Consider the following 24864-nt stretch of genomic DNA (forward strand, 5'->3'; position numbering starts at 1 on the left):
ATTACTGGTTTTGGGTTTTGGATACCTGGGCATTTAGAATTTCCGCAATGTGCATGACTTTTACCGGGCTCTTATCCCGGCGAAGGATTCCTTCCAAATGCATCAAACAGGACATGTCTGCTCCTGTGATCACTTGTACACCATGTTCTTCATGGTCTTTTATCCTGTCTTTGCCCATACTTACAGAAACAGCTTCTTCAAATACAGCAAAAGTGCCTCCAAAACCACAGCACTCGTCTTTTCGGGTAAGTTCTACCAGCTTGATGCCATTTACCATTTCCAGCAGTTGCTTAGGCTTATTAAATTCAACCCCCATTAATTCTGATGGCTTTGCCAAATTCAGACCCCTAAGCCCATGACAACTCGAATGAATGCCTACTTTATAGGGAAAGTCAGCTTTCAACTCCTTAATTTTCAATACATCGGTAAGAAACTCACAAAGTTCATAGACCTTTGGTTCATTTTCTTCACCCGAATAAATATGGTCTTTGGTATGTAGGGTACAGCTACCTGAAGGGCAAACTACATAATCAAAATCCTTAAAGTTTTTTCTAAATAAAGCGGCTGCTCCCTCCCCATATTCTTGGTATCCTGAATTGGCCATCGGTTGGCCACAACAGGTTTGTTTTAGGGGATAGTCCACATCCACTCCTGTGCTTTCTAAAAGCTCAAGACTGGCAATGGCTACCTGAGGGTAAAATTGCTCTACGTAACAAGGTATAAATAATCCAACTTTCATCAATGCAGTTATTCCTGGATAATTAACAAAATACATGAAGCCTCTGTTGGCTCCATTTTCTAAATATAAGCATCATAAGGTTTAGTCCCATTGGATAAACCCAAAATATGGTGGGTACATCCCATTAATTTTTTCTAGCCTTTGCTAAATCTATCCTATTATAGGACAAGAAATCAACTTTTTAGGGTCGAAGCTAACTTTATATTTAACAATAAACTTACCTAGTATTCCTTCCACTTCTATCCTGCACTGTGCTGATAAGTATAAACTTTGCAAAAGCTGCTACTAATTAAACCTCTGTAAAGTGAACTTTCAAAGTTCAATTGAAATCAAATCACTTTTTTCTCGACGTCGATCCTCTTGACTTAATTACTTCATAAACTACAAATATAGACAGGTGTTTGCAACTATGTTTTTAATTATATATATTTAGTCCTGACTTTCTCAATTTTCAATGCATTTAGGATGATAAACCTCTTGTTATCTTATCCGATGTAGGCAATAACTTTTAACCCGAAATATGCAATAGACATTCTATTACGTGCTGAAATCGCTTTAAAATCAGCCACTTCGTTGCTGTTTTCAATTTCACCATAGCGGTGCTATGCTAAAATCTCCAAACAGCCTGATTTTCTTCCGATTGCAACACTTCCCGTAAACACGGGACAGGCTATCACCCCTGACCATTGTCAGGGCGGAGAAATTCTATTACATAATCCGGGTTTGATAATTTGAGGGGTTTTGAATAGTGGGTAGGTCAGGATAATTTAAACATAAAACCCAAGCACATGAAAAACCACAACCATATTTTATTTTCAATTCAAATAGTTTTCATTTTTTCCTTCATGGCTTGTTCAGAACCTGCTTCCGAAGAAAATACATTATATATTTCAATTGCACCTGACGATTATCCCACGCTATCTTTTCAGGATTTTACGGTTGAGGAAATGATTCGGCTGGAAACAACTGAAGACAACCTTATGGGTATGGACCTTCGAGTAAAATTTTCTGAAAATTTCATAGCGGTAATGGATGAAAACAAAACGGATAAGCTTCACTTATTTGACCGGAAAGGAAGTTACCTTAGTGCTATTGCCCAGGTAGGTGAAGGCCCTGGAACCATCCGATCCCTGAGGGACTTTGAGTTTGGAAAAGGAGAGGAGGTACTGGTGCTTTCTCCTATTGCAGACAAAGCCAATGTATACAAAATTTCAAAGGATGGAAATTTAAGTGAAGCATTTGAATTGGCTTATAGCGCGAATTCTTTTATTAGATTAGAAGGGGGAGGTTTTCTATTTCAAGGAGGGTATAATCTGCCATTTGTAACGCATAGGGTGATTCAAACAGATGCTGAAGGGAATATTCAGCACCGCTATTTGGAAAACGATTATGAGAACGTAATGCTGCCCATGATGGAACGGAATTTTTTCCCATCTGATAAGGGGGTTTTTATGCTTGAAATATTCAACCCAAATTTCTACCTGTATAAGGCTGATAGTCTTACCCAAGTACTCCATGCTGACTTTGGTACCTATGACTTACCATCCAATTTTTGGGAGGTGGATCTTATGGATAGCTTCGGAGAGATCAATGAAAATGGATTTGCCACTTTCAAGGGTGTTTTCCAACAAGGAAATTTGATGGTAATAGACATCGTAGCACAAAAAGGAAGGTCTATGTCCAAACACATTTTGTTTAAAAAGGACCAAAATATTTATAAACTAAAAGCAGATAGGGACGATGATATGGTATTCTTTTACCCTATTGGTATTAATAAAAAAGAACAAGTACTCTTCCTGACCTACCGATCTATTTTAGAAAAGCATGCCCAGGAATACCCCGAAATATTCTCTTTAGATGGTTTGCCGGAAGGAGATTTTGATTATCCTGTTATATTGCATGTAGCATTAAAAGAGAATTTATGAAAAGGAGAATATTCCATGCTTTTGCCGTACTGCTTTTTGTCGTTTCCTGTAAGGAGTCGGTTAAAAAGGAAGTTTTGACAGGTCCCCTGGAGCTACACATTGCAATGGAGGAAATACAACCGGCCTATGGTTTTAGCAAATCCGAGCTTATACCCCTGGAATTAAATGATAGGTCATTGATAGGAGCCATTGACAAAATAATTGTTGAAAAGGATAAAATATACCTACTTGACAAGGAGATTACAAAAAGTGTCTTGTGTTTTTCCACCGCTGGAAATTTCTTGTTTAATATAAATAGGCTTGGTGAAGGGGAGGGAGAATTTTCCAAACCATTTGACTTAAACTTGTTCAATGAATCGCTACAGATATTGGATATCATTCAAAAGAAAGTCCTTGTATTCGATTTGGAAGGCAACTTTAAGGAAGAAAAAGCAATCCCGTTTGAGGAACAAATTGTTAATTTTTTCCCCATTAATCAAGACCTTACAGCTTATCATATGGATGGCAGGTCTTTTGGATCTGAAGAAACGGACTTTATCAGGGTGTTTGACAATAGGGATGCTACCATTTCCATTCAGGGGGTGTCGGATATAGGAAGTACAGACGCTTATCAAGTTCCCATAGAATTTTCTGGACATGCAGGCAATGTTAGGTTTCTCCATGCTTGGACAGACACCATTTTCAAAATCTCTGAAAAAAAAATAGAGGCTGAATATATTTTGAATTTTGGCTCAGACCGCTTGACCAAAGAAATAAAGAAACTTCCTTTAATGGACATGCGGAAGTACATAATGGAAAACCCATATGTTTTTAATGCCGCAAATCTTGTTGAAAATGAGGAGTACCTGAGCTTTCAATGGACCAGAAGTAAAGCCGGCTATGCCAATTCTGAAGACCAAACTTATGTTTCCTATTTTAAGAAAAGCACAGCCGCACTATCTCATTTTCCATTGTCAGTAAATTGGTTGGGAAGCGTGAATTTACAAGGTCCCATTTATGGAGCTGAAGATTGGTTTTTTGCTTATATGGACTACGAAGAATGGAACGGGCTTTCAGAACCGCATAGGCAGGATCTTATTAAACAAAACCCCAATGTTAATACCGGTTTTTTGGATGCCGGTAATCCCATTATCGTCAAATATAGGTTGAAGGAAGAGTAAATTGAGAATGGGTAATTCTGGTTTAGGATAGTTTGGATCACTAGCCTCGCCTTTAAAATAGGGCTATTTCATCAGTCTTAGCCTTAATATCACAGCCACGGGTGTAGCCCGAGATTTAGTGAAAGCAAATTGTATGATTTTGTCAGTATAATTGCTCTTTTTTCTGCAACAATACTTCCAAAAACACTGACAAAATCTAATTTTAGGTTTCTTTAAGAATGATGGATCAGAAATACGGCAGGTATTTTATGAAGGTCCGGATGTTTTTTGCGCCAGTCAGCCACTTTTTTAGTTTGGATCATTTCATCAGCACCCGTAATATTGCTTGCAATACATAGCAAGGTATTGCTACTTAGATTGGCCAATAGATCTTCCAGCATCCGGTTGTTTCTGAAAGGCGTTTCCATAAACATCTGGGTGGTGTTTTCCCTAATCGATTTTGCTTCCAGTTCTTTGATTGCTTGGACTCTGTCTTTTCGGTCTATGGGCAAGTAACCATTAAAGGTAAAGGATTGCCCATTAAAACCGGAACCCATCAAAGCCATAAACATGGAAGAAGGACCTGGCAATGGAACTACTTTAATGCCTAATTTATGAGCCAAAGCTACTGCATTGGCGCCAGGGTCAGCTATTCCAGGGCAGCCTGCTTCAGAAATAATGCCTACATCATGCCCTTTTAATAAGGGAGCAAGTAATTTTTTTAACTGTATTTCTGGCGTTTTCTTATCCAGTTTTTCCAGGTGCACCTCTTCCAGTTTGACCCCTAGTTTAAGGCTACTGATATACCTGCGAACTGTTCTAAAATCTTCCACCAGGTAATGGGAGGTATTTGCAATTACATTTTTGACCACAGGTGCCATGATGTCTTGGCCTGTTTCGAGTACCAATACATTAGGTATCAGGTATAATATTCCCTTAGCTTTCATTATTTTTGGATTATGGAAAATGGAATGCCTTCTTTAGCAAAAGTACTTATTTTTATCGGACTGCTGTTACTGATTGCGGGATTGCTGCTTTGGATCCTGCCTAAATTTCCTGGATTTAGGGGTTTGCCCGGAGATATGGAGTTTAAAAAAGAAAATTTCACCTTTTATTTTCCCTTGGGTACCAGCATCCTGCTTAGTTTGTTGTTGACTTTAATGCTCTATTTGTGGAGGAAATTTGGGGGGTAATGGGATTCGAAACTTTGTGATAAAGCTATAAAGGATCGTTTTGATTGAAAGCGTTTATGGATAAATTTTGCGCCTCTTACAATTTTTTACTAGTCAATTTCGGTATTGTTAAACCCCATCCGGGGTTGAGACTCGAGAGGAAGGTTACTTGTCCGTGGGTAAAACCCACGGGTTTTACCCACGGACAGTATAAATCAGTTTTTTTCGCAACCCCAGCGTGGGTTGAACATCTTCGGTCAAGGCAAAATTAAGTATGTTTAAGTAGCCCAAAACAATTTTAGGAAGATATAATTTTTTCATTTATGATGCATTGGTTCAACCCTCCGGGGTTGCGTGTGAGCGTGAGATGAGGTGTCCGTGAGTAAAACTCACGGTTATTATAGTTCAGACCCTTTAGGCCTGGGTCACGACAATGTATTCCTTTCCACTCTCTTTCAAGTTTGATGTGGTATTGCTATTTAAGGAGGAACTGAAAGAAGCCTGCTGGGCTTCACCAACAATAACTACGGGTGAAAACCTGTGGAAAGGACGAATCATCTTTTTTCCCCAACCCCAACGTGGATTGGACCCGAAATATGCAATAGACAATCTATTACGTGCTGAAACCGCTTTAAAATCAGCCACTTCGTTGCTGTTTTCAATTTCACCATAGCGGTGCTATGCTAAAATTTTCAAACAGTCTGATTTTATTGCGATTGCAACACTTCCCGTAAACACGGGACAGGCTTCACCCCTGACCATTGTCAGGGCGGAGAAATCCTATTACATAATCCGGGTTGAACAAAAAAAGGGAGCCAATACCTATGATGAAAAATCAGTGTACATGCTCCCTAATAATTAATTTTAAGGACAATAATTCTATTAGAATTGAAGCGTCCTGTATCAGGTTCCTAGAAAAGCATTTAAGGTAGCCACTACCGCTTCGGGCTGTTCTGCATGTAGCCAGTGACCGGTATTTTTGATGTGGATAATGTGGTTGTCAGGAAATAAGTTCTCTATATCTTCCTTGTCACTGCTTTTGATATAGTCAGAATTGGCGCCTCCCATAAAGAGTGCGGGACCGGAAAAAGGCTTGTCAGAAGTTATTTCCTCGCCTACATTTTCGATTTGCTTGGTAATAACTGGAAGGTTGATTTTCCAAGCAAAAGCACCTTCTTTTCGGGTTAGGTTTTTTAAAAGAAACTGGCGGACACCACGTTCAGAGATATATTCGGTCAGTTTGTCTTCCGCTTCTTTTCTGGAGGAGAGGTTCTTAATATCCACCGCATTAAGGCCTTCCAAAATAGTTTGATGATGAACTGGATAAGGTCGAGGGGCAATATCAGCCACCACAAGTTTATTCACCATCTCAGGATATGTCAAAGCAAATTTCATTACCGTTTTACCTCCCATGGAATGCCCTAGAAAACTGGCCTTTTCCAAACCTTCTGCCTCCATAAATTCCTTAAGGTCTTTTGCCATTGCTTTGTAATTCCAGGTATCACTGTGTGGGGAATCTCCATGGTTACGTTGATCCAGTAGGTAAAGGGTAAAATTCTCCTCCAGCCCTTTTGCAATGCTCATCCAATTGTCAGCAGAACCAAATAGCCCATGCAGGATTACCAAAGGTTTTCCTGTGCCAGTTTTTCTAAAGTTTAATTTCATCGTTGGTTTGGTTTTATACTTCCAATTGTCTGCGGTACATCTGTATGGTGTTTTCCAGTCCGTAATACAGGGCATCACAGATAAGGGCATGTCCTATGGATACCTCATCCAGGTAAGGGATTTGCTCTTTTAGAAATTTCAAATTGTGTAAATCCAGGTCATGGCCAGCGTTCAAGCCCAAACCAAGTTCTCTGGCGATGGCTGCTACCTCTAAATAAGGAGCGACAGCCTTTACTTTGTCTTTGTGATAAGTACTGGCATAGGGTTCAGTGTACAATTCCACCCTGTCTGTTCCTGTTTCTTTGGCAGGTTCAAAATATTTGGATTCTGGATTGATGAAAATAGAAGTCCTCACCCCATAGCTATGAAGTTCTGAAATAAGGTCTTTGAGCATGTCTTTGTGCTTGATGGTGTCCCATCCGGTATTGGAAGTGATTGCCTCTGGAGGATCCGGCACAAGTGTTGCCTGTGCTGGTTTTGCCAGACGGATGATCTCCATGTACCTTTTGTCAGGGTAGCCTTCAATATTAAATTCCGTACTGACTTGATCTTTTAGTGCAAATACATCGTTATACCTGATATGCCTTTCGTCAGGTCTAGGGTGTACGGTTATTCCCTGGGCACCAAATCGCTCTGCATCCAAAGCTACCTGGACCAGATCGGGATTATTATGGCCGCGGGCATTTCTTAGGGTGGCAATTTTATTTATGTTTACACTTAATTTCGTCATGTTCCAAATATCAGCTAATTTTGTGCTAAATTAAATATATTGCGTTAACATCGAAAATACCGATAAGAATAAGACGTTTTTAATTTTTACATCCCATCAAGGAATAGATCAGTTTTAAACTTTACAAGTCAAATAAAGATAAGTCATGAGCTTAAAAACCAACATAGAAAAAGAAATCAAACAAGCAATGCTAGCCAAGGACAAAGACAGGTTGCGTGGATTACGTGCCATCAAGTCCATGATCATGCTTGAAGAAACCAAGGGAGGAAATGAAAATGGACTTTCTGATGCTGAAGAGCTACAAATCCTGACCAAAGCGGCAAAACAAAGGAAAGATTCTATAGAGATATTTGAGAAACAGGGTAGGAAAGACCTTGCCGAAGTGGAGGCTACTGAACTGGATGTGATAAGCGAATTTCTTCCTAAGCAGCTAAGTGATGAAGATTTAACTGCTGAATTAGAAGCGATTATTAGTCAAACCGGTGCGGCAGGTCCTAAGGACATGGGAAAAGTAATGGGAATGGCGACAAAGAAATTAGCTGGAAAAGCGGATGGGAAAGCAATTTCTCAAAAAGTAAAAGCCTTATTAAACCCGTAAATTAAATTGAGCACGATAGACATCATTATATTGGGCATGCTGGCTGTAGGGGCCTTTAGTGGCTACCGGCAGGGGCTCTTTATTGGGATTTTGTCTATCCTGGCTTTTTTTGTGGGTATAATTCTAGCATTTCGCTTTATGAACTGGGGGGCAGAGCTTCTTACCGATAAGGTAGAAAGCCTGACCTTTATGCTGCCTTTTGTGGCCTTTGTTTTGATCTTTTTGGCCGTAACGATATCAATCCGAATATTGGCCTATATTGTCAAAAAGGCCCTTGACCTGACCATATTGGGTACATTTGACAGCTTTGCTGGTGCTATTTTGGGTATCTTTAAATGGAGCATCATGATTAGCCTGCTGATATGGGTAGCCAATTCCTTTGAATTTCAGGTGCCCTCAGAAATGAAAAAAGACGCGGTGATCTATCCGGTAATAGTCCCTGTTGCACCTACGATGGTGGCTGTGCTAGATGATTATACTCCTATCATTGATACGGCAATCGCCACGATCAAGGAACTTGTAAATAGCTCTTCCAGTGATATTGTTAATTGATAACTTCGATTCCTTTTCCCACATTCTGGCTGATTATTTCAGAAGAACGGGTGAAAAGGTTACCGTATTGCGGAACAATGTAAGCCTGAAAGAGGTACAAACTTATGATTTTTCCGCTTTGGTTATTTCACCGGGACCGGAAACTCCTGATAAAGCGGGAAACCTCATGGAAATTCTTGCCCACTATTATGACAAAGTCCCTGTTTTGGGGATTTGTCTGGGACATCAGGCCCTAGGTACTTTTTTCGGGGCAGGTTTGGTGAGAAGTCCCTGGCCCATGCACGGTAAAATTTCTACTGTTTGCAGGACAAAGAATCATGAAGTGTTGATGGGTTTGCCTGAACATTTTAATGTTACCCGATATCATTCTTTAGAGCTAGAAAATATTCCGGATTGTATGGAGCTAATTCTTGAAGGGGAAAAAGGAGAAATTATGGCACTTGCTCATAAATACCTGCCTATTTTAGGGATTCAGTTTCATCCGGAAGCCCACCTTACCGAGCACGGACAACAACTTATTCAAAACTGGATAAATCTTATTAGTGAATTAAAAACAGCACAAATCCATCGTTAATTCTATAGACTATTGTATTTTTAAATGTCCATTAGGGTTATTTGCCTCAAAAAAAGGACAAGAAATTTAGTTATTTGAACCAAGGAGGGCTAGAACTCGTTTTATTTTTCGAATCCTTTTAATACCTTTAGCTACATGCGGGCGATAGAATTTATAAACAACCTTATACCTCCCCTAAAATTTACTGACAAAGTAAAGTTAGGCCTTTCCTGGATGGAAGAGATCAGGACGGACATACTTCCCGTGGTAGATAAGGGCGCGTTTAAGGGTTTTATTACAGATGAAATCATTTATGAGCTCAATGACCCTGAACTGAATATAGAATACATAGACTTGATAGGGACTGCAAGTATTGTGCAGGAGGACCGTCATATTTATGAAGTTTTAAGGGTGTCTTCTGAAAATCAGGTGAGTATGGTGGCTGTTTTAGACAAAGAGCTAAAGTACTTGGGGGTAGTTACGCAAGAGGGAGCTATTTCTGCATTTACTGAGAGCATCTCGATTCAGTCCCAAGGTGGGGTATTGATCTTATCTATGTTTATGACAGATTATAGTCTGTACGACATAGCCCGGGTAGTAGAATCCGAAAACGCAAAAATTCTAAGCAGCTTCATCTCCGATGACCCCCTTGATGACAGTAAAATCAAAGTAACACTAAAAATTGACCAAGTTGAGCTTCGGCACATCAAGGCTACGCTGGAACGTTTTGGCTACAGGGTTATTGACCAATACCAAGAGGAAGATGGTATAAGTAGTGATCAGGACCGTCTGGGCAACTTGATGAGATTTTTAGATATCTGATCCTACATGAACATATTACTTCACGGTATTAATATTTCCCCCCAATTTCAAACCTGTATTCACCAATTGATTCGCTCTTTTGTAGAAAGTGGATCAAAAGTACAGTTGACCAAAAACTTATTTAACTCTATTAAAAAGAGTGGAGGACTAAGTTCTGAGGTAACTGCGCTGGTTGGGAAAGAAGGATTGTCGGCAATTGATGTGGTCATTTCCATTGGTGGAGATGGCACCTTATTGGACACCATTTCCCTTATTGGAGCTTATGAAACGCCTGTTTTGGGAATCAATACAGGGAGAATGGGGTTTTTGGCTACCATAGCCAAAGAAGACATTGCTGCTGCTGTAAAGGACTTATTGGAAAATCGGTACTCATTGGAAGACAGGAGTTTAGTAAGACTTGAGTCAAGTGTTCCCCTATTTAAAGGGCTTAACTTTGGCTTGAATGAGTTTACCATTCACAAAAGAGATACTTCTTCGATGATCACCGTACATACCTATATAGATGGAGATTACCTTAATAGTTATTGGGCAGATGGGCTCATCGTATCTACACCTACTGGCTCTACTGGTTACTCGCTGAGTTGTGGAGGGCCCTTGATATCACCCCTTGCCAAAAACTTTGTGATCACCCCTGTAAGTCCGCACAACCTGAATGTCAGACCAATTGTGGTTTCTGATGACAGCGAAATCTCCTTTAAAATAGAGGGAAGGAGTGAAAAATTCCTTGTATCTTTAGATTCCAGATCTACGCCTATAGATGCGTCAGTGGAACTGAAAATCAAAAAAGAAATATTTGTAGCGAAGCTTGTTAAGTTTCACAATTACAGCTTCTTTGACACCCTGAGACAAAAATTGAACTGGGGATATGACATGAGAAACTAGTTTTAACAATATTTAACCCGCTCTATACTTAGTAGGGTTTTTTATTCGTTGGGTAGTTTATAAATTGCAACGACTTGAATAAATCCAGGTTTTACACATTAGCACTATCGGCTGTCTTGGCCATTTTAAGTTTGGGAACTACCCAAATGGCAAAGGCCCAACAGCATGAGATAGGATTAGGATTAGGAGCAGGAACCTATACCGGAGATATCCTTCGGATTATAGACCCTAACCAACTTGGTATTCAAGGAACGTTATTTGGCAGACGAAATTTTGACAATGCATGGAGCTTAAGAGCAGGCTTTACCGTATCTCGGCTTAACGGGGCGGATAGCATAAGTCCAATTGATGGGGTGGCTATGACCAGAAATGCCTTTTTTAAAGGTACTATGGCTGAAGTTTCCGCAACAATGGAGTTCCATTTTCTGGATTATATGAGCCACAGGTCTACTACCAGGTTTTCCCCATTTGGCTTTTTTGGTCTAGGATATGGATTGTTTTACGGTCAGGGCCAATCTTATCAAGCCGACCCATTTCCTGGAAACTATGCAGTAGGTACTGTAATTGTTCCCTTTGGGGCAGGCATTAAGTACAAACTAAAGGACCGTGTTTTACTTTCTTTTGAAGGTGGAGCTAAAGCAACCTTTTCGGACAATCTGGATAAAATTGGCGATGAGACCTTATATTTGCCTCGATATAGAATTGACCCTGGCACAGGAAATCAAGTGTTAGACCCCGCAAGCATAAATTTTGGCAATCAATCTGACCGTGATTGGTATTATTTTTTGGGCTTTACCATCAGCTATTCTTTTCATCAGATCAAGTGCTACTAGTACAATAATTGACCTCAGGATAGAATTTTTAAAAAAGAAGTGTCATTTTTGTAAATCAATTGAACCAACAGAGAATTTTGGAATGAAGGAAGTGATTGACAAGGGCAATATACCCCGGCATATAGCAATAATAATGGATGGCAATGGGCGTTGGGCGCAAAAGAAAGGCGCTATGCGAATATTTGGTCATAGAAATGCCCTGTCTGCAGTAAGGGATGCCATTGAAGGATCAGCAGAATTGGGAGTAGATTACATATCCTTGTATGCCTTCTCTACAGAAAACTGGTCAAGACCCAAAGAAGAGGTAGATGCGCTTATGGGAATTCTGGTAGAAGCAATTACCGATGAGGTACCTACCATGATGAAAAACAATATCAGGTTGGAAACAATTGGTGATATTGATAGTTTGCCCAAATCATGCAAAGAACACCTGAAAATGGGAAAAGAAAAAACCAAGGGCAATACCGGGATGACCGTAGTGCTGGCCTTGAGTTATAGTGGACGTTGGGAAATAGAACAGGCTGTTATAAAAATTGTCAAAAAAGTAGTTGACGGTGAATTACCGGCAGATGCTATCAATCAAGATATGATTGGAAAACATTTGAATACTGCCGATATACCAGATCCAGAACTGCTGATCAGAACCAGTGGTGAAATTAGGATCAGTAACTTTATGTTATGGCAATTGGCCTATACAGAATTATATTTCACAGAGGTCCTTTGGCCGGATTTCCGGAAAAAGAATTTGCATGAAGCCATACTTGCCTTTCAAAAAAGGGAAAGAAGGTTTGGAAAAACAGGAGACCAAACAAAGGCCTCTAATTGACAATACTTGTTCTGAAAGAATTGTGTTTCAGAATTATTGCCGCCTTGGAACAACTAATACCAGGGTTAAATTTTATCGTTTGAAATGAAAAAGAATTTATTAATTATTTACTTGCTGCTATTGACCGGAGTGGCAGAGGCCCAAATCAGATTGGGACAAAGCCGGTACACCAGTCAGGAGCCGGTAAATATTATAGACCTTAGTTATGCCAATCCAAAAAAGTATCGGATAGCTGAAATTGAGGCAGTGGGTTTAAATACACTTGATGAAACTGCCATTATCTCCTTGGCAGGCCTTCGCGTTGATGACCAAATTACTGTTCCGGGAGATGCTATTTCTGGTGCCCTGAAAAAACTTTGGGGTCAGGGTATTATTGGAGACGTAAAAATCCTTGTTACGAAAATAGAAGGAGATGACATTTACCTCCTTTTAGACTTGACTGAAAGACCTCGATTTAGTCGCTTTGACTTCACGGGAGTAAACAAGACCCAAGAAGGGGAGTTAAAGGACAAGGTAAATATTAGGGGTCGTGTTGTAAGAGACGATGTACTAAATACAGCCCAAAGGAATATCAGGGATTATTTTGTAGGGAAAGGATTCTTGAATACAGAAGTAAAAGTGGTGCAGGAAAGAGACACCACTCTTCCGAATAGCGTTAAACTTAGGTTTGATGTAGATAAGAAGAGCAAAGTTCGTATCAATGAGATCGCCTTTGATGGCAATGAAAATATTGCGGATAACCGCCTCAAGAAAAAAATGAAAGGTACACATGAGCATGCTCGGGTGTATTTTTTCAAAGATGTTGTCTCTCGTTTGCTAAATGCCAACCCAAAAAATATCGGTAATGCAGTCGTTAAGAGGAATCCTGTAACCGATGATCAGGTTAAAGAGTATATCAATAAGAATTTTAAACTCAATTTCTTTAATGGGTCCAAATTCGTAAAAAGTGATTACCGTGATGATAAAAATTCCCTTATCGCCTTTTATAACAGTAAGGGGTATAGGGACGCAGAGATTTTATCAGATAGTATTTTCCGTTTTGATGACAGCCGTATCAATATAGATATTGACATTGAGGAAGGCAAGCAATACTATTACCGCAAAATCGAGTTTTCAGGAAACTATATTCATACAGATGAAGAGCTTCAGGCAAAACTGGGAATTTTTGATGGCGATATCTACAATAAAGAAAAGCTGGATAAAAGGCTAAACTATGACCCACAACGTGGGGATGATGTGAGTTCTTTGTACCAAGACAATGGCTATTTGTTTTTTACCATTGATCCAGTGGAGGTCAATATAGAAGCGGATTCAATAGACATAGAATTAAGGATCTTTGAAGGACCGCAAGTAACGGTAAACAGTGTCTCTATAGAAGGAAATGAAAGAACCAGTGACCACGTGGTCATGAGGGAAATACGTATCCTTCCAGGACAATTATTTAATAGAAAAGCCTTGGTAAGAACCATTCGGGAATTGTCCCAAATAGGTTACTTCAACCCTGAAAACATTGAGCCGGACATGCGTCCTAATTTTGAGAATGCTACTGTTGACATTACTTTCCAGCTTGAAGAAAGACCAAATGACCAGATTGAGCTTTCCGGTGGTTGGGGTGGATTGTTTGGTTTTGTAGGTACTGTAGGACTTACTTTCAATAACTTCTCCATCAAGAACATCAAAGATTTCTCCAAATGGAGACCACTTCCTGTTGGTGATGGGCAGAAACTTTCATTAAGGGTTCAAGCCAATGGTAAAAGTTTCCAGAACTATAGTATGTCATTTACTGAGCCTTGGTTTGGAGGTAAAAAACCGAATGCTTTAAGCTTTAGCTTCAACCATTCCGTTCAAAGACAATTAAACTTTTACAGTCAAACCAATTTTGGTGAAGAACTAGGATCTTTTAAAATCACAGGTGCATCCATTGGCTTAGCAAAAAGAGTTACTTGGCCAGATGATTATTTCCAAATCAGTAATAGCCTTCAATTCCAAAATTATAATTTTGATGAATATGGGAATTACTTTGGCCTAAGCTTTAATACAGGTAATGCGAAAAGTGTGGCATTGAACACTACCATTTCTAGGAATAATTTAGATCAGGCCATTTATCCAAGGTTTGGGTCTAACATTACTTTGAGTGCTTCACTTACTCCTCCTTATGCTGCCCTGAACAATAAACTGACAAGTGAATCTTCTGATCAGGAAAAATACCAATTCTTAGAATACCATAAGTGGATGTTTGATGGCTCATTTTATACACCAGTATTGGGCTCTACCAAGCTTGTCTTGAGTGCTAGAACACACCTAGGTTTTCTTGGGTCTTATGGAACGAAAACGGGTATTATACCTCTTGAACGATTTGTGTTGGGTGGTGATGGTATGAATATGATGAACTTTGCTTTGGGTCAAGAAATTATTGGCCTAAGAGGGTATGAGAATCAATCCATCACACCTGGTAAGGAATTCAGAAACCAACCCAATGCACCGGTGCCTTATGGTGGGGTAGTGTATAACAAGCATGTAATGGAGCTTCGTTTCCTTGTTTCTCCTAATCCTTCAGCAACTATATTCTTACTTGGTTTTGCAGAGGCAGGAAATAACTGGGGAAATTATCAAGATTACAATCCGTATGATTTAAAAAAATCGGCCGGTTTTGGAGCGAGAATATTTATGCCAGCATTTGGCCTGTTAGGTATTGACTGGGGTTATGGCTTTGATGGTGTGTCTACCACAAGTGATCCAAACCCAGGACCAAGCGGAGGAATGTTCCACTTTACAATTGGTCAACAATTCAGATAATTATGGAAAAGTCCCTGAAATTGTTATTTTTGCTAACCTTTTTGCCAATTGTGCTAATGGGTCAGAAACTAGGCTATGTTGATACAGAATATATTCTCAACAAGCATCCTGATTACAAAAAGATTCAGGGGGAAATGGAAGCCCTAAGTGCAGAGTGGAAAAAAGAGGCACAAAATTTGGAGGAGGCTATACAACAAATGTATAGTGACCTTCAAGGAGAGCAGGTTTTGCTCACCGAAGAAATGTACCAGGAAAGACTGGCACTAATTAGGGAGAAACAAAAAGAGGCCAGGGCTTTCAATAATAGGATATTTGGCGACAACGGGCAACTGTATCAAAAACAAGCAGAATTGCTTCAACCGTTGCAATCGACCATTTACGACGCCATTGATCGGGTCTCCAAAAGAAATGGTATTGCCATTTTATTTGACAAAGCATCAAGTCCAACGTCCATAATCTATACGGACCCAAGGCATGATTACTCAGATTTTATATTAGAAGAATTAGGATTAGAAGAAAACAATTAAAATTAACCAAGTTTAACAATTATGAAAGCAAGAATTTTCCTATCAGCAATCGCCCTCTTTTGCTTTGGATTTGTAGCAAATGCTCAAGACGTCAAAATAGGGTATACAAATGTGGAATACATTATGAGCCTGATGCCAGAGATGGAGCAAATAGATGCTGATATCAAAGATTATAGCAATCAATTAGGTCAACAGATCCAATCTAAAAGCGCTGCTTTTCAAAGACAAATGCAGGAATATCAGCAAGGTGCAGCCGCAATGACTGAAGAAGCAAGAGGTATTAAGCAGCAAGAGTTACAAAAGTTAGAGCAAGAAATCCGTAAGTTTGAACAAGATGCACAAGCTTCCTATCAGCGAAAGCTTCAGGAATTATTGGAGCCTGTACAGACCAAGGTTTACAATGCTATTAATTCAGTAGCAGCAGAAAATAACTATTCTCATATTTTAAGTGAGTCTGCTGGTCAAGCACCTGTTCTTTTGTATACCAAAGACAACGATCCTTTTACAGATCTTGTATTGGCTAAGTTAGGCGTTGAAGCACCAGCTGCTCCAGCTGCAAACTAAGAAAGTATTTAAAAAATGCTAGGCCCGGTTGCTATTGTGACCGGGCTTTTTTTATTTTTGGATTCACTTAATTAAAAAAAGTATGTTTGGGAAATTTTTAATTGTCTGTTTTTTAGCCTGTTCACCTCTTATGGCTCAGCAAGAGCCTAGTTTTGACATGGAGGCCATGGAGGTTATGCTAGATGCTGAAGTAAATGGCTATCGGACTTTCAAATACGCCATTAAAAATATCGGGCCTGAAGCTGTGCCGGCAGGAAAGTACCGCGTGTTTTTAAAAGTAAATGGTAAGATGATCAGTTTTGATACCAAGACCTCTAGTATGAAACCGGGGCAATCCGTAGTTTATACTTCAGGTGAAAGGTTTCGTGCCAACCAACCAGGTAAAAAACTTAAATACACTTTGATTATTAGTAGCAAGGATGCCAATAAAAGGAACAACAAACTTAAAGGTGTGATTGTGCTTTAACCCGAAATATGCAATAGACATTCTATTACATAATCCGGGTTTAATCCTTTCAATAAGGGTTAAAATTCAATAAATTTAGACCTTTTTAAATAAGGCTACATATCCAATTTATACTTTGCAGGAGATGATTATTCTTATATCTCCAATATGTTTGTTGCATTCCTCTGAAGAAAGTAGTCGCTTTGGTGATAATTACTACCTATTTGGTAGAACTACTTTTTTCAATTTGAGGCAGGTAAATAATAATATTTGTAGCATCGACCATTCTTAAAATCACTTAACTTTGGATTGTAAGCGTTTTTATTTATGATAAAGCCGTAGGCTAGTCTATCAGAAAACAATTTATTTAAAGCACATAGATCATCCAGTTTGGGATTGTCTTTAATTGTAAACCTGTCCCCCACATAGGATAAATTGTCCAGGCCTTTTAAGGTTGTTAGGTTTGGGTGTAAGTCTATTAGTAGGTTTCTTCCTACAGACTGTAAGTTTTCCAGACCCTCTAGACTTTCTAATTTTAATATATCTCTAATGGCAAGGTCTTCTTGTAACTCTTCTCCAACTGGAAGACCATTAAGGCTTTCTAAACCGTGGATTTTACTTAAGTTTATGGATCCAGTGATTTTGAAACCCTCGGGAAATTTATTGAAGAAATTATCTATTTCCATATTTGAAAGGCTTAGGCCTTTGATTTCTTTTAAGGGTCTAAAAATCTCCCAAATTGGTTCCAAATTTGAGTTACTTCCAAATTCAATTGAACCTACAGATGTTAACTTTTCCAAATCAACAATAGACCTAAGCTTTGGGTTATACCATATGTGAATTGTTCCGCAATTTGTTAGATTGTTTAACCCGTTTAAGCTTGATAAATTGTAGTTATCTTGAATTCTCAGGAAATTTTTAACAGAGTTAAGATTTTCCAGACCTTTAAAGTTTGTTACTTTTGGATTTGAGGTAAAAGACCCTCTATTTTTAATTTCCTTGAGATTTGAAAACCCTTCTAATGATGTTAAATTAGTGTTATTGTGGATCGTTAAGTGATCCAAAGAACTCAGGCTATGAAAACCTTTGAGACTTTTTAATTGTGGATTTGTGTATATGAGGAGGTAACCAATTTGCTGTATTGATCTAAAGGGTGATAAATCTAATTGTTCATCACTTGATGAAATCGTTATACCTCCATTTATTTTTGTATAGCAGAAAGCCCCCAATTCATCAATTGCTTTCTGAGTTGATATTTCAATATCGCCCTCGAATGTTCCACCAACATTGGCGGATTCTACACTAAAATTAATTTCTGCTTCTTCTACACCAAAGTCTTCGGGAGTAAAGCATCTTGTTGATAGACTTGTTGTAGTAATTGTACCTATTTGGCTTTCTAGTGTTTCAAATTCGAGAGGAAGTGGATTTGTTATGATGGCTGAAAGTTTAGAATTTATAATTGGGCTAGCATATATCACTTCACCATTATTATCCATCAGGAATAATTCGCTAAGCGTATAGTTTTCTATTGGCAGATCTTTGATTGTCAAATTAATAGTGTAATCCTCAAACAAAAAATCTTCGAACTTTTTGGGATAGCCTTCAATAACTCCATTATCATTCTCAATTGAAAGCCAAATTGATTCAATATTATTTATTCGTTCTGAAGAAAGACTAGATTTAGCACAGCCTTCTATGTCAATGGCCAAAGAAATATTCCCAATGGGACGGATATCTGGTAAAGGATCTTTTTTGCAAGAAACACCTAAAGAAAGCATTATTATTACAGCTATTACTGTAGAGAAAGGGTATTTTCCCATGGAAATAAATGGATATTTAAGAATGGTACACTTGTTCTAGTGATTAAATAAGAGATAGTCAAAATTAACGAATAACTTCGGTAATTTATTGACGATAAAAATGTTATTAGTACGAGGAGAAATTAACAACTTGTAAAGTTCAGCAGTTGTCGTTTAACCCAAGGATCAATTCGGGAATAGGCTTTTGTCCATATTGGGAACAATTCGTAGCGCATTTTTATAATAGACTTTCTTGAGTACCTCATCGGGAAGGCCTAAACCATACATGCGCCAATAGGCGTGGTATTTTTTGTAGTAAGGGAAATACTCATCCTCGGTTTCTAACACCCTGAAATAGGTGTAAAATTCCTCCTTGTTATAGGCATCCTTTCCAAAAAGAATTCTGTCTTGGTAATCGATAAAGAACTTTTTAGCAGCTCTAGGTTGGCGGCCAAATTCAGCGATTACGGCTGCCATTCCAAAATTCACATTCGGGTATTTGTCCAAGTGTTCACCTGCCTTTGCCAGGTCATTGGCCATCCAACCCATATGTGCATTGATAAAAGTGGTGTTTTTATGCTTTTTGAAAACTGCATGCTGTTCTGCTATGATTTGCTCAAAGGGAGCAGGATTATCAGGCCCTCTTTTTCTGTTTGGGCGTAATTTTAATTCTAACCAGCGCTCATTATTGCTATCCATAGGTTCCCAAAAGGGGGCAGGGTCGGCAGCATGGATCAATACAGGAATACCCAATTCCCCACATTTGGCCCAGATGGCATCCAGATCAGGGTGGTTGATTGGTACTCTTTTTCCGTTGACATCTTTTACATTTAGGCCCAAACTCTTGTATATTTTTAATCCATTGGCACCATTTTTAACATCTGATTCCAATTCTGCTACAGCTTTTTCTTTCCACTCTTTGTTTCCAAAACCATTGAATGATAAGTTGGTGAAAACGATAAATCTTCCAGGAGCTTGTCCATTGAATTGTTGGATCATGGCTTTCATGTATTCCTGAGCGCCATTGTTATCACTGTTTCTGGAAAATCGTTTTCCACTTAGGTTTACCATGGTGGCCATGTTCAGTTCATCCATTTCTCTGATTAATTTGGCTACCAGTTCTTCGTTGACATTGGATTGGTGACTGTGTATGTCTACGAAGGGGTATTTTGCTCTTGTTACGGGGTTTTCAGGGACCACAAGGGTAGATTGTGGGTTATAGGATTCAAAATCCATTTCCTGCGAGAATAACATGGAATAAAAGGAACTGAAAAGGACAATAATTAACGAAAGTGCTGTAACTGTACGGAAATGATTTTTCATGGGCCTTGGAAAGAATAAATTGAAGGTCTTAATTTAAAACTTAATTTACAATCTTCAAGCTGTATCCCAGGTCTTTTGCAAAGTAATCTAAACCTGTAGTTCTTGATTATCCAGTAAATTTAAATTGTGCTAGGTGCTAAAGTTAAACCCGAAACAGGCAATAGATAATCTATTACCTGCTGAAATTGCTTCAAAATCAGCCACTACTTTGCTATTTGGAGATTTCACCATAGTGGGGTTATGCTAAAATCTCCAAATAGCTTGATTTTCATGCGATTGCAACACTTCCCGTAAACCCGGTAAAGACTTTACCTCTGACTATTGTCAGCGCGGAGAAATCTTATTACCTAATCCGGCTTAAAACTACCTCCTAATGCTGAATCTTGATTTTTTGCTGGAGCTTATTTTTAGGGTTTATTATAATACTTCCCTTTTTTAATTAATAAAATGTAGCAAAAATCTGTTTTGTACCGTATGGGCTTAAAGTCTATGTATAAATTTTTGTGTTAAGCCATGAATAAGTATTCCTTCCTGATTTTGTTGAGTTTTTTATTTTGTTTTTCCTGTGATGTATTTGATGGACCTGCTAACAGTTGTAGTGTAAGTGATCCAATAAATGATTTGCCTTGGTTGAATACCATGAAGGAAGGATATATTTCTGAATACAATTATATTGGGCAAGCCACCTATGAAGGTGAAACTGTATTTTATTTTGCAAGCTGTTGTCCTTTATGTAACTGGGCACTTAAAAGTTACAATTGCTCAGGAGAAAAGATTGAAGAGAGTCATACTCTTGAAGACCTGAAAAACAAGAAAGTGATATGGAAGACGGAAGATTCAAAGTGTACATTTGATTAATTGGGGGTCAAGTACCTTTGGGTTTTGTTAAGGGTTTTTGAGTTTGTACTGAAACCGTGGAGATTTATGGGGGTTGTTGCTTTAAAAGGTTTAACCCGAATATGCAATAGCCATTCTATTACGTGCTGAAATCGCTTTAAAATCAGCCACTTTGTTGCTGTTTTCAATTTCACCATAGCGGTGCTATGCTAAAATCTCCAAACAGCCTGATGTCTCGTCCTGAAAATGGTTGACACTTTTGTTTTTCAAATATAGTAAGTGTTTTAATTTCTAAGAAGTTTCATTTAACTTACAGTACCACGATAAAGCGGAGGCAAGCTCTGCTGAGGAGCAACTTGCCAAGGAATAGTCGTTTGGTCCGATAGCGTTGCTATTTTCAGACCGGGCCTTGACAGGTTCGGTCTTCTTTTTCCAATTATATTTCTTTCCAATAACGCGTTCGGTATCATGCCTTGTAAAACCTTCGTCATGTACTTGGTTAGGTGTTAGATTTCCTAAACTCTCGTGTGGTCTCATATCATTATAGATTTTGATAATTTTAATGATGTATTTTTTCGGGTTGATATTTGTTTCTCCTGCAATATCCTCCAGCCACTCTTCCTTTAGGATTCCATTTACTCTTTCCGCTATGGCATTTTCATGTGGTGAAGCGGGCTTCGTCATACTGATCCAAACTTTCTTCTTTTTCAATAGGTCGGTGTAATCATAACTGCAGTACTGTACCCCACGGTCCGAATGATGGACAAGGGAATAATGGTTAATGTTTTCTTGAGACTGGAAAGCCACCTTCAGGGCTTCAAGTGCTGATTCAGCCTTCAGATCCAGAGAAAGATTCCAGCCCACTATTTTCTGGGAATAAGCATCCGTAATAAGATACAGATACATGACTTGCCCATTTAGTAAAAGGTAGGTAATATCGGAAACCCATAACTGGTTGGGCCTGTAGACAACCATGTTTTCTACCAGGTTATGGTACTTCCTAAGCCAATGATGGCTTTGGGTAGTGAAAAACTTCCTTTTTCTTTTGGTTACTAATAACCCGTTCACTCGAAGCAAATCAAACAGTTTATCCCTGCCTATCTTGATTTTCATTCCTATTAGGTCTTTCTGAATCAGAGGGTTTATCTTTCTCAACCCCCATCTGGATGTTTTGGCCTTCTTTCTGATCTTTAAAACAAGACTCAAGACCACCTCTTCCTCAAATGCCCCGCGGTAAATATAATTTAAAGCTTTATAGTAGCCCTGCCTGCTCTTGCCAAACAATTCACAAAGTTGGGCCAAACTTACTTTTGGTTCTTCTTCTCTGAGTCTTTGAACTGTTTGGCACCAGACTTTTTTTCAAGATCTAGCCCATATTCTTCTTTGGCAATATCTACCATGATCTGGTATGCCCTGCCCTTCAAACGGCTAAGCTTCAGCTCTTCTTCAAGTTGCCTTATACGGGCTTTTAACTCACTATTGGAATCCTCTTTTATTGCCATGTTTTTTAAAATCGGAAGAGGATCTTTAGGAAGCCTTCTTTCAAGACCAGCAAAAATCCTCATCCATTCCAAGATAGCGGATTTGCTTTTAATTCCATAAATATGCCTTGCCTGTTCTTTGCTTAAAGTACCTGAAAGTACTTCCATAACGATTTTTCTCCTTGCATCTTCGGAGAACTTTTGTAATTCACTCATTTTGTCCGATTATAGGTTTACAATTTTTAATTAAATTGTGTCAACCTATTTCAGTACACGACCTGATTTTCTTGCGATTGCAACACTTCCCGTAAACACGGGACAGGCTTCACCCCTGACTATTGTCAGGACGGAGAAATCCTATTACATAATCCGGGTTTAAGGAATATTGCCTAGATTTTCTTTTACTTTTTGGTATTCAGCCTTCAATTTATCCAGTTTGCTTTTTTGCTCCAAGTATTCAGACTTCAGTATCAAGCCCTTTCGTAGGTTGCTCAATAGTATGGTGTCTACATTTTCCGCATTTTTCACAGTATTGCAAGTCCTACATGAGGAGACCAAATTGGATTTCCAATCGTATCCTCCGTTGGCCTTTTCATGGATGTGATTGAGGTAAAAATCAGGAGCCTTAAGTTCACAGAGGCAGTAGAAACATTTTTGATTGTCTCTTTTTAAGATCTCGTTTCTTTTGTTTTCATCCGTCAGAATATCCTCTTCCGAATCTCCATATATGCTTTCCTCAATGGTATCTTCAATTTTAATTAACTTTTTTATGGCTTTGATTTCAGAAGGTAATTTGACAATGTACTCATTGATTTTTCCGGGCCGTTGTAATTTTTCTAGAATACCGAATTTTACCAAGTCATTGATTCCTCGCTTTACCACATCCTTAGACATGGGGTTTCCAAAGTTGGAAAGCATGTTTTGACCTAAGGCGGATATTTTGAGCTTGATTTTTCTATTACCTATCGAGTAATAGGCCCTTTTGAAAAATAGCATGTAAAGTGCAAAAGAGCGGACTTTTAGGAACCTGGGTAAATACTTTGTTGCATAATCAAATTCCATAAGGAAATCGCGAACTGAGATGGATTCGTATTCTGGCTCCTCGGCTTGCGTAATTATTTCTTCAGCTTTGCTTAAAATGTACTTCTTCATGTTTCAATCATTGCTAATAATTCGTTTTCGCCCAAGCTTAGCCTCTATTGTTCTAATCTTTGTGCCCAATTATCTCTTAAAAACGAAATAATTGGGCATTTATCCAAATTATTCTCATGTAATAATTTCTTTTGTTAAGGCAAAGCAGGTGTTGGCAAGGTAAAGGCAGTAAAGCACTTACAAAGCAGGTGTTTTAAGGAAAAAACTTTTCCTAATTAGGCTTAAGGCATAGGGCTCGGAATATTGTAAAGTCTGGTCTCCCTTTGTGGACGGTTTGCGATATTTCCCCTATTTTTGATGCAAATTAGAATTGCTCATGATAAAAATATATACCGATGGTGCCAGTAAAGGCAATCCAGGAAATGGAGGCTATGGTGTGGTATTGCTCTATAAAAATTTAAGAAAGGAACTTTCCGAGGGTTTTCGCCTGACCACCAACAACAGGATGGAGCTCTTGGCAGTGATCAGAGGTTTGGAAGCATTGAAAGTAGAAGGTATACCAATTACCATCTATTCGGATAGTAAATATGTCGTTGATTCAGTGCAAAAAGGCTGGATATGGAGTTGGCAAAAGAAAGGCTTTAAGGGTAAAAAAAATATGGACCTGTGGAAAAAGTACATTCCCCTTCACATGAAATACAAACCTACTTTTCAATGGGTGAAAGGCCATGCCGGCAACCCTTTAAATGAAAGGTGTGATGAATTGGCAGTAACAGCCGCTACAGGGTATAATTTACCTGCAGATGAAGGTTATGAAGCTGAGCAAAACGCAAAATGAAACGCAGCCCAAACACCTATTTCCAGTTCAAGCAGTTTAGAGTGGAGCAGGAGCGATGTGCCATGAAAGTGAGCACCGATGCGGTAGTGCTTGGATCACTAGCAGTGGCAAAGACAATTCCTGATACTATTCTGGACATAGGCACTGGTACAGGGGTGCTGGCATTGATGATGGCGCAAAAGTACCCAGTTGCCAGCATTGATGCGGTGGAAATTGACAAGGAAGCCTTTGAACAGGCTAGGCAAAACGTTTCCTTTAATAAGCTAGGGATTAATATCAAGGTTCACCAACAAGCCTTTCAGGAATTTGAACCAAGTAATATCGAGCAATACGATCTCATTATCACCAATCCTCCTTATTACAGTGGTCAATTACAAAGCAGCAAACAAAACATCAATTTGGCCAGGCATGAACAGGGCCTTAACTTCACCGATTTGTGGACGGGAATTGATCGTTTGCTGAAAACAGAAGGGGTGATATGGCTAATATTACCTCCCAATGAGATGGAGGCTTTTAAAAGTCTTGGAACAGAGAAGGGCTTTTACGCAAATACCCAAACCCTTCTTCAGGACAGAGAAACCAGTAAAGTTCACCGTGTGATCGCTTCCTTTGCTAGAATAAAGCCAGACGAACCCGAAAAATCTGCATTGGTTATAAAAGACGCAAACAATGCCTATACCCCCGAATACATTGCTTTATTGAAAGATTATATGCTGCATTTTTAAT

Annotated in this window: 27 protein-coding genes; 17 read left to right on the forward strand and 10 right to left on the reverse strand. The window is 38.9% G+C overall.

Annotation, left to right across the window (positions count from 1 at the left end):
- Position 1 precedes the first annotated feature (1 nt).
- The gene (locus CA2015_RS08645; RefSeq protein WP_048644439.1) at positions 2 to 739 is read right to left on the reverse strand and encodes a (Fe-S)-binding protein; all 738 of its coding nucleotides are present in this window, start codon (positions 737 to 739) and stop codon (positions 2 to 4) included.
- A gap of 788 nt (positions 740 to 1527) precedes the next feature.
- Between CA2015_RS08645 and CA2015_RS08650 the strand changes: the two genes are divergently transcribed.
- Together CA2015_RS08650 and CA2015_RS08655 are read left to right on the forward strand one after the other, a co-directional pair.
- On the forward strand, positions 1528 to 2664 hold the full coding sequence (locus CA2015_RS08650; RefSeq protein WP_048641547.1) for a 6-bladed beta-propeller: 1137 nt from the start codon (positions 1528 to 1530) through the stop codon (positions 2662 to 2664).
- Positions 2661 to 3824: a 6-bladed beta-propeller gene (locus CA2015_RS08655; protein ID WP_048641548.1), complete on the forward strand. Its 1164-nt coding sequence runs from the start codon at positions 2661 to 2663 to the stop codon at positions 3822 to 3824. The genes CA2015_RS08650 and CA2015_RS08655 overlap by 4 nt, the downstream gene beginning before the upstream one ends.
- Positions 3825 to 4036: 212 nt before the next feature.
- Here the strand turns inward: CA2015_RS08655 and CA2015_RS08660 are convergent, their stop codons facing one another.
- Positions 4037 to 4750 carry an SAM-dependent methyltransferase gene (locus CA2015_RS08660; protein WP_048641549.1) on the reverse strand — a complete coding sequence of 238 codons (714 nt, stop codon included), beginning with the start codon at positions 4748 to 4750 and terminating at the stop codon, positions 4037 to 4039.
- Positions 4751 to 4774: 24 nt separating this feature from the next.
- Between CA2015_RS08660 and CA2015_RS08665 the strand changes: the two genes are divergently transcribed.
- On the forward strand, positions 4775 to 4996 hold the full coding sequence (locus CA2015_RS08665; protein WP_048644440.1) for a DUF2905 domain-containing protein: 222 nt from the start codon (positions 4775 to 4777) through the stop codon (positions 4994 to 4996).
- 393 nt (positions 4997 to 5389) lie between these two features.
- Here CA2015_RS08665 and CA2015_RS24830 read toward each other — a convergent pair whose 3' ends face one another.
- The 3 genes from CA2015_RS24830 to CA2015_RS08680 all read right to left on the reverse strand — a co-directional run bounded on the left by CA2015_RS24830 (position 5390) and on the right by CA2015_RS08680 (position 7370).
- Entirely contained in the window at positions 5390 to 5620 is a 231-nt protein-coding gene (locus CA2015_RS24830; protein WP_157470393.1) for a hypothetical protein, read from the reverse strand.
- A 258-nt stretch (positions 5621 to 5878) separates the two neighbouring features.
- Positions 5879 to 6640 carry an alpha/beta fold hydrolase gene (locus tag CA2015_RS08675; RefSeq protein ID WP_048641551.1) on the reverse strand — a complete coding sequence of 254 codons (762 nt, stop codon included), beginning with the start codon at positions 6638 to 6640 and terminating at the stop codon, positions 5879 to 5881.
- 13 nt (positions 6641 to 6653) lie between these two features.
- Entirely contained in the window at positions 6654 to 7370 is a 717-nt protein-coding gene (locus tag CA2015_RS08680; protein ID WP_048641552.1) for a pyridoxine 5'-phosphate synthase, read from the reverse strand.
- Between the two features lie 145 nt (positions 7371 to 7515).
- Between CA2015_RS08680 and CA2015_RS08685 the strand changes: the two genes are divergently transcribed.
- The 11 genes from CA2015_RS08685 (at position 7516) to CA2015_RS08735 (ending at position 16789) form a co-directional block, all read left to right on the forward strand.
- Positions 7516 to 7968, forward strand: a complete 453-nt coding sequence (locus CA2015_RS08685; RefSeq protein ID WP_048641553.1) for a GatB/YqeY domain-containing protein — start codon at positions 7516 to 7518, stop codon at positions 7966 to 7968.
- Between the two features lie 6 nt (positions 7969 to 7974).
- Entirely contained in the window at positions 7975 to 8520 is a 546-nt protein-coding gene (locus tag CA2015_RS08690) for a CvpA family protein (protein WP_048641554.1), read from the forward strand.
- Positions 8504 to 9094, forward strand: a complete 591-nt coding sequence (locus tag CA2015_RS08695; RefSeq protein WP_048641555.1) for an anthranilate synthase component II — start codon at positions 8504 to 8506, stop codon at positions 9092 to 9094. Before CA2015_RS08690 ends, CA2015_RS08695 begins: the two co-directional genes overlap by 17 nt.
- A 135-nt stretch (positions 9095 to 9229) precedes the next feature.
- The gene (locus CA2015_RS08700; protein ID WP_048641556.1) at positions 9230 to 9895 is read left to right on the forward strand and encodes a CBS domain-containing protein; all 666 of its coding nucleotides are present in this window, start codon (positions 9230 to 9232) and stop codon (positions 9893 to 9895) included.
- Between the two features lie 6 nt (positions 9896 to 9901).
- On the forward strand, positions 9902 to 10777 hold the full coding sequence (locus CA2015_RS08705) for an NAD kinase (protein WP_048641557.1): 876 nt from the start codon (positions 9902 to 9904) through the stop codon (positions 10775 to 10777).
- A 74-nt stretch (positions 10778 to 10851) separates the two neighbouring features.
- Entirely contained in the window at positions 10852 to 11610 is a 759-nt protein-coding gene (gene porG / locus CA2015_RS08710) for a type IX secretion system protein PorG (RefSeq protein WP_053086664.1), read from the forward strand.
- Positions 11611 to 11692: 82 nt separating this feature from the next.
- Positions 11693 to 12436, forward strand: coding sequence for an isoprenyl transferase (locus CA2015_RS08715; protein WP_048641559.1), 744 nt, complete (start codon positions 11693 to 11695; stop codon positions 12434 to 12436).
- Positions 12437 to 12520: 84 nt separating this feature from the next.
- Complete coding sequence (locus CA2015_RS08720) at positions 12521 to 15232, forward strand: BamA/OMP85 family outer membrane protein (RefSeq protein WP_048641560.1); 2712 nt, start codon at positions 12521 to 12523, stop codon at positions 15230 to 15232.
- A gap of 2 nt (positions 15233 to 15234) precedes the next feature.
- A complete protein-coding gene (locus tag CA2015_RS08725) occupies positions 15235 to 15759 on the forward strand; it encodes an OmpH family outer membrane protein (RefSeq protein ID WP_048641561.1) in 525 nt (174 codons plus the stop codon).
- A 21-nt stretch (positions 15760 to 15780) separates the two neighbouring features.
- A complete protein-coding gene (locus tag CA2015_RS08730) occupies positions 15781 to 16323 on the forward strand; it encodes an OmpH family outer membrane protein (RefSeq protein ID WP_048641562.1) in 543 nt (180 codons plus the stop codon).
- An 82-nt stretch (positions 16324 to 16405) separates the two neighbouring features.
- Positions 16406 to 16789, forward strand: a complete 384-nt coding sequence (locus tag CA2015_RS08735) for a hypothetical protein (RefSeq protein WP_048641563.1) — start codon at positions 16406 to 16408, stop codon at positions 16787 to 16789.
- A gap of 221 nt (positions 16790 to 17010) precedes the next feature.
- Here CA2015_RS08735 and CA2015_RS08740 read toward each other — a convergent pair whose 3' ends face one another.
- Positions 17011 to 18588, reverse strand: coding sequence for a receptor L domain-containing protein (locus CA2015_RS08740; RefSeq protein ID WP_048641564.1), 1578 nt, complete (start codon positions 18586 to 18588; stop codon positions 17011 to 17013).
- A gap of 165 nt (positions 18589 to 18753) precedes the next feature.
- Positions 18754 to 19890 carry an amidohydrolase family protein gene (locus CA2015_RS08745; RefSeq protein ID WP_048641565.1) on the reverse strand — a complete coding sequence of 379 codons (1137 nt, stop codon included), beginning with the start codon at positions 19888 to 19890 and terminating at the stop codon, positions 18754 to 18756.
- A gap of 513 nt (positions 19891 to 20403) precedes the next feature.
- Here CA2015_RS08745 and CA2015_RS08750 point away from each other — a divergent pair.
- Positions 20404 to 20748 carry a hypothetical protein gene (locus CA2015_RS08750; protein WP_048641566.1) on the forward strand — a complete coding sequence of 115 codons (345 nt, stop codon included), beginning with the start codon at positions 20404 to 20406 and terminating at the stop codon, positions 20746 to 20748.
- Positions 20749 to 21018: 270 nt separating this feature from the next.
- On the opposite strand, the gene CA2015_RS08755 is transcribed toward CA2015_RS08750, so the two are convergent.
- The 3 genes from CA2015_RS08755 to CA2015_RS08765 all read right to left on the reverse strand — a co-directional run bounded on the left by CA2015_RS08755 (position 21019) and on the right by CA2015_RS08765 (position 23360).
- Complete coding sequence (locus tag CA2015_RS08755) at positions 21019 to 22029, reverse strand: IS3 family transposase (RefSeq protein ID WP_048640785.1); 1011 nt, start codon at positions 22027 to 22029, stop codon at positions 21019 to 21021.
- Positions 22030 to 22031: 2 nt separating this feature from the next.
- Positions 22032 to 22424, reverse strand: a complete 393-nt coding sequence (locus CA2015_RS08760) for a hypothetical protein (RefSeq protein WP_048640786.1) — start codon at positions 22422 to 22424, stop codon at positions 22032 to 22034.
- 159 nt (positions 22425 to 22583) lie between these two features.
- Positions 22584 to 23360: an HNH endonuclease gene (locus CA2015_RS08765; protein ID WP_048641567.1), complete on the reverse strand. Its 777-nt coding sequence runs from the start codon at positions 23358 to 23360 to the stop codon at positions 22584 to 22586.
- A gap of 316 nt (positions 23361 to 23676) precedes the next feature.
- Here CA2015_RS08765 and rnhA point away from each other — a divergent pair, with 316 nt between their 5' ends.
- Positions 23677 to 24138: a ribonuclease HI gene (rnhA, locus tag CA2015_RS08770; protein ID WP_048641568.1), complete on the forward strand. Its 462-nt coding sequence runs from the start codon at positions 23677 to 23679 to the stop codon at positions 24136 to 24138.
- Entirely contained in the window at positions 24135 to 24863 is a 729-nt protein-coding gene (locus CA2015_RS08775) for a tRNA1(Val) (adenine(37)-N6)-methyltransferase (RefSeq protein ID WP_048641569.1), read from the forward strand. Before rnhA ends, CA2015_RS08775 begins: the two co-directional genes overlap by 4 nt.
- Position 24864 lies beyond the last annotated feature (1 nt).

Source organism: Cyclobacterium amurskyense (genome assembly GCF_001050135.1).
Taxonomy (GTDB): Bacteria; Bacteroidota; Bacteroidia; order Cytophagales; family Cyclobacteriaceae; genus Cyclobacterium; species Cyclobacterium amurskyense.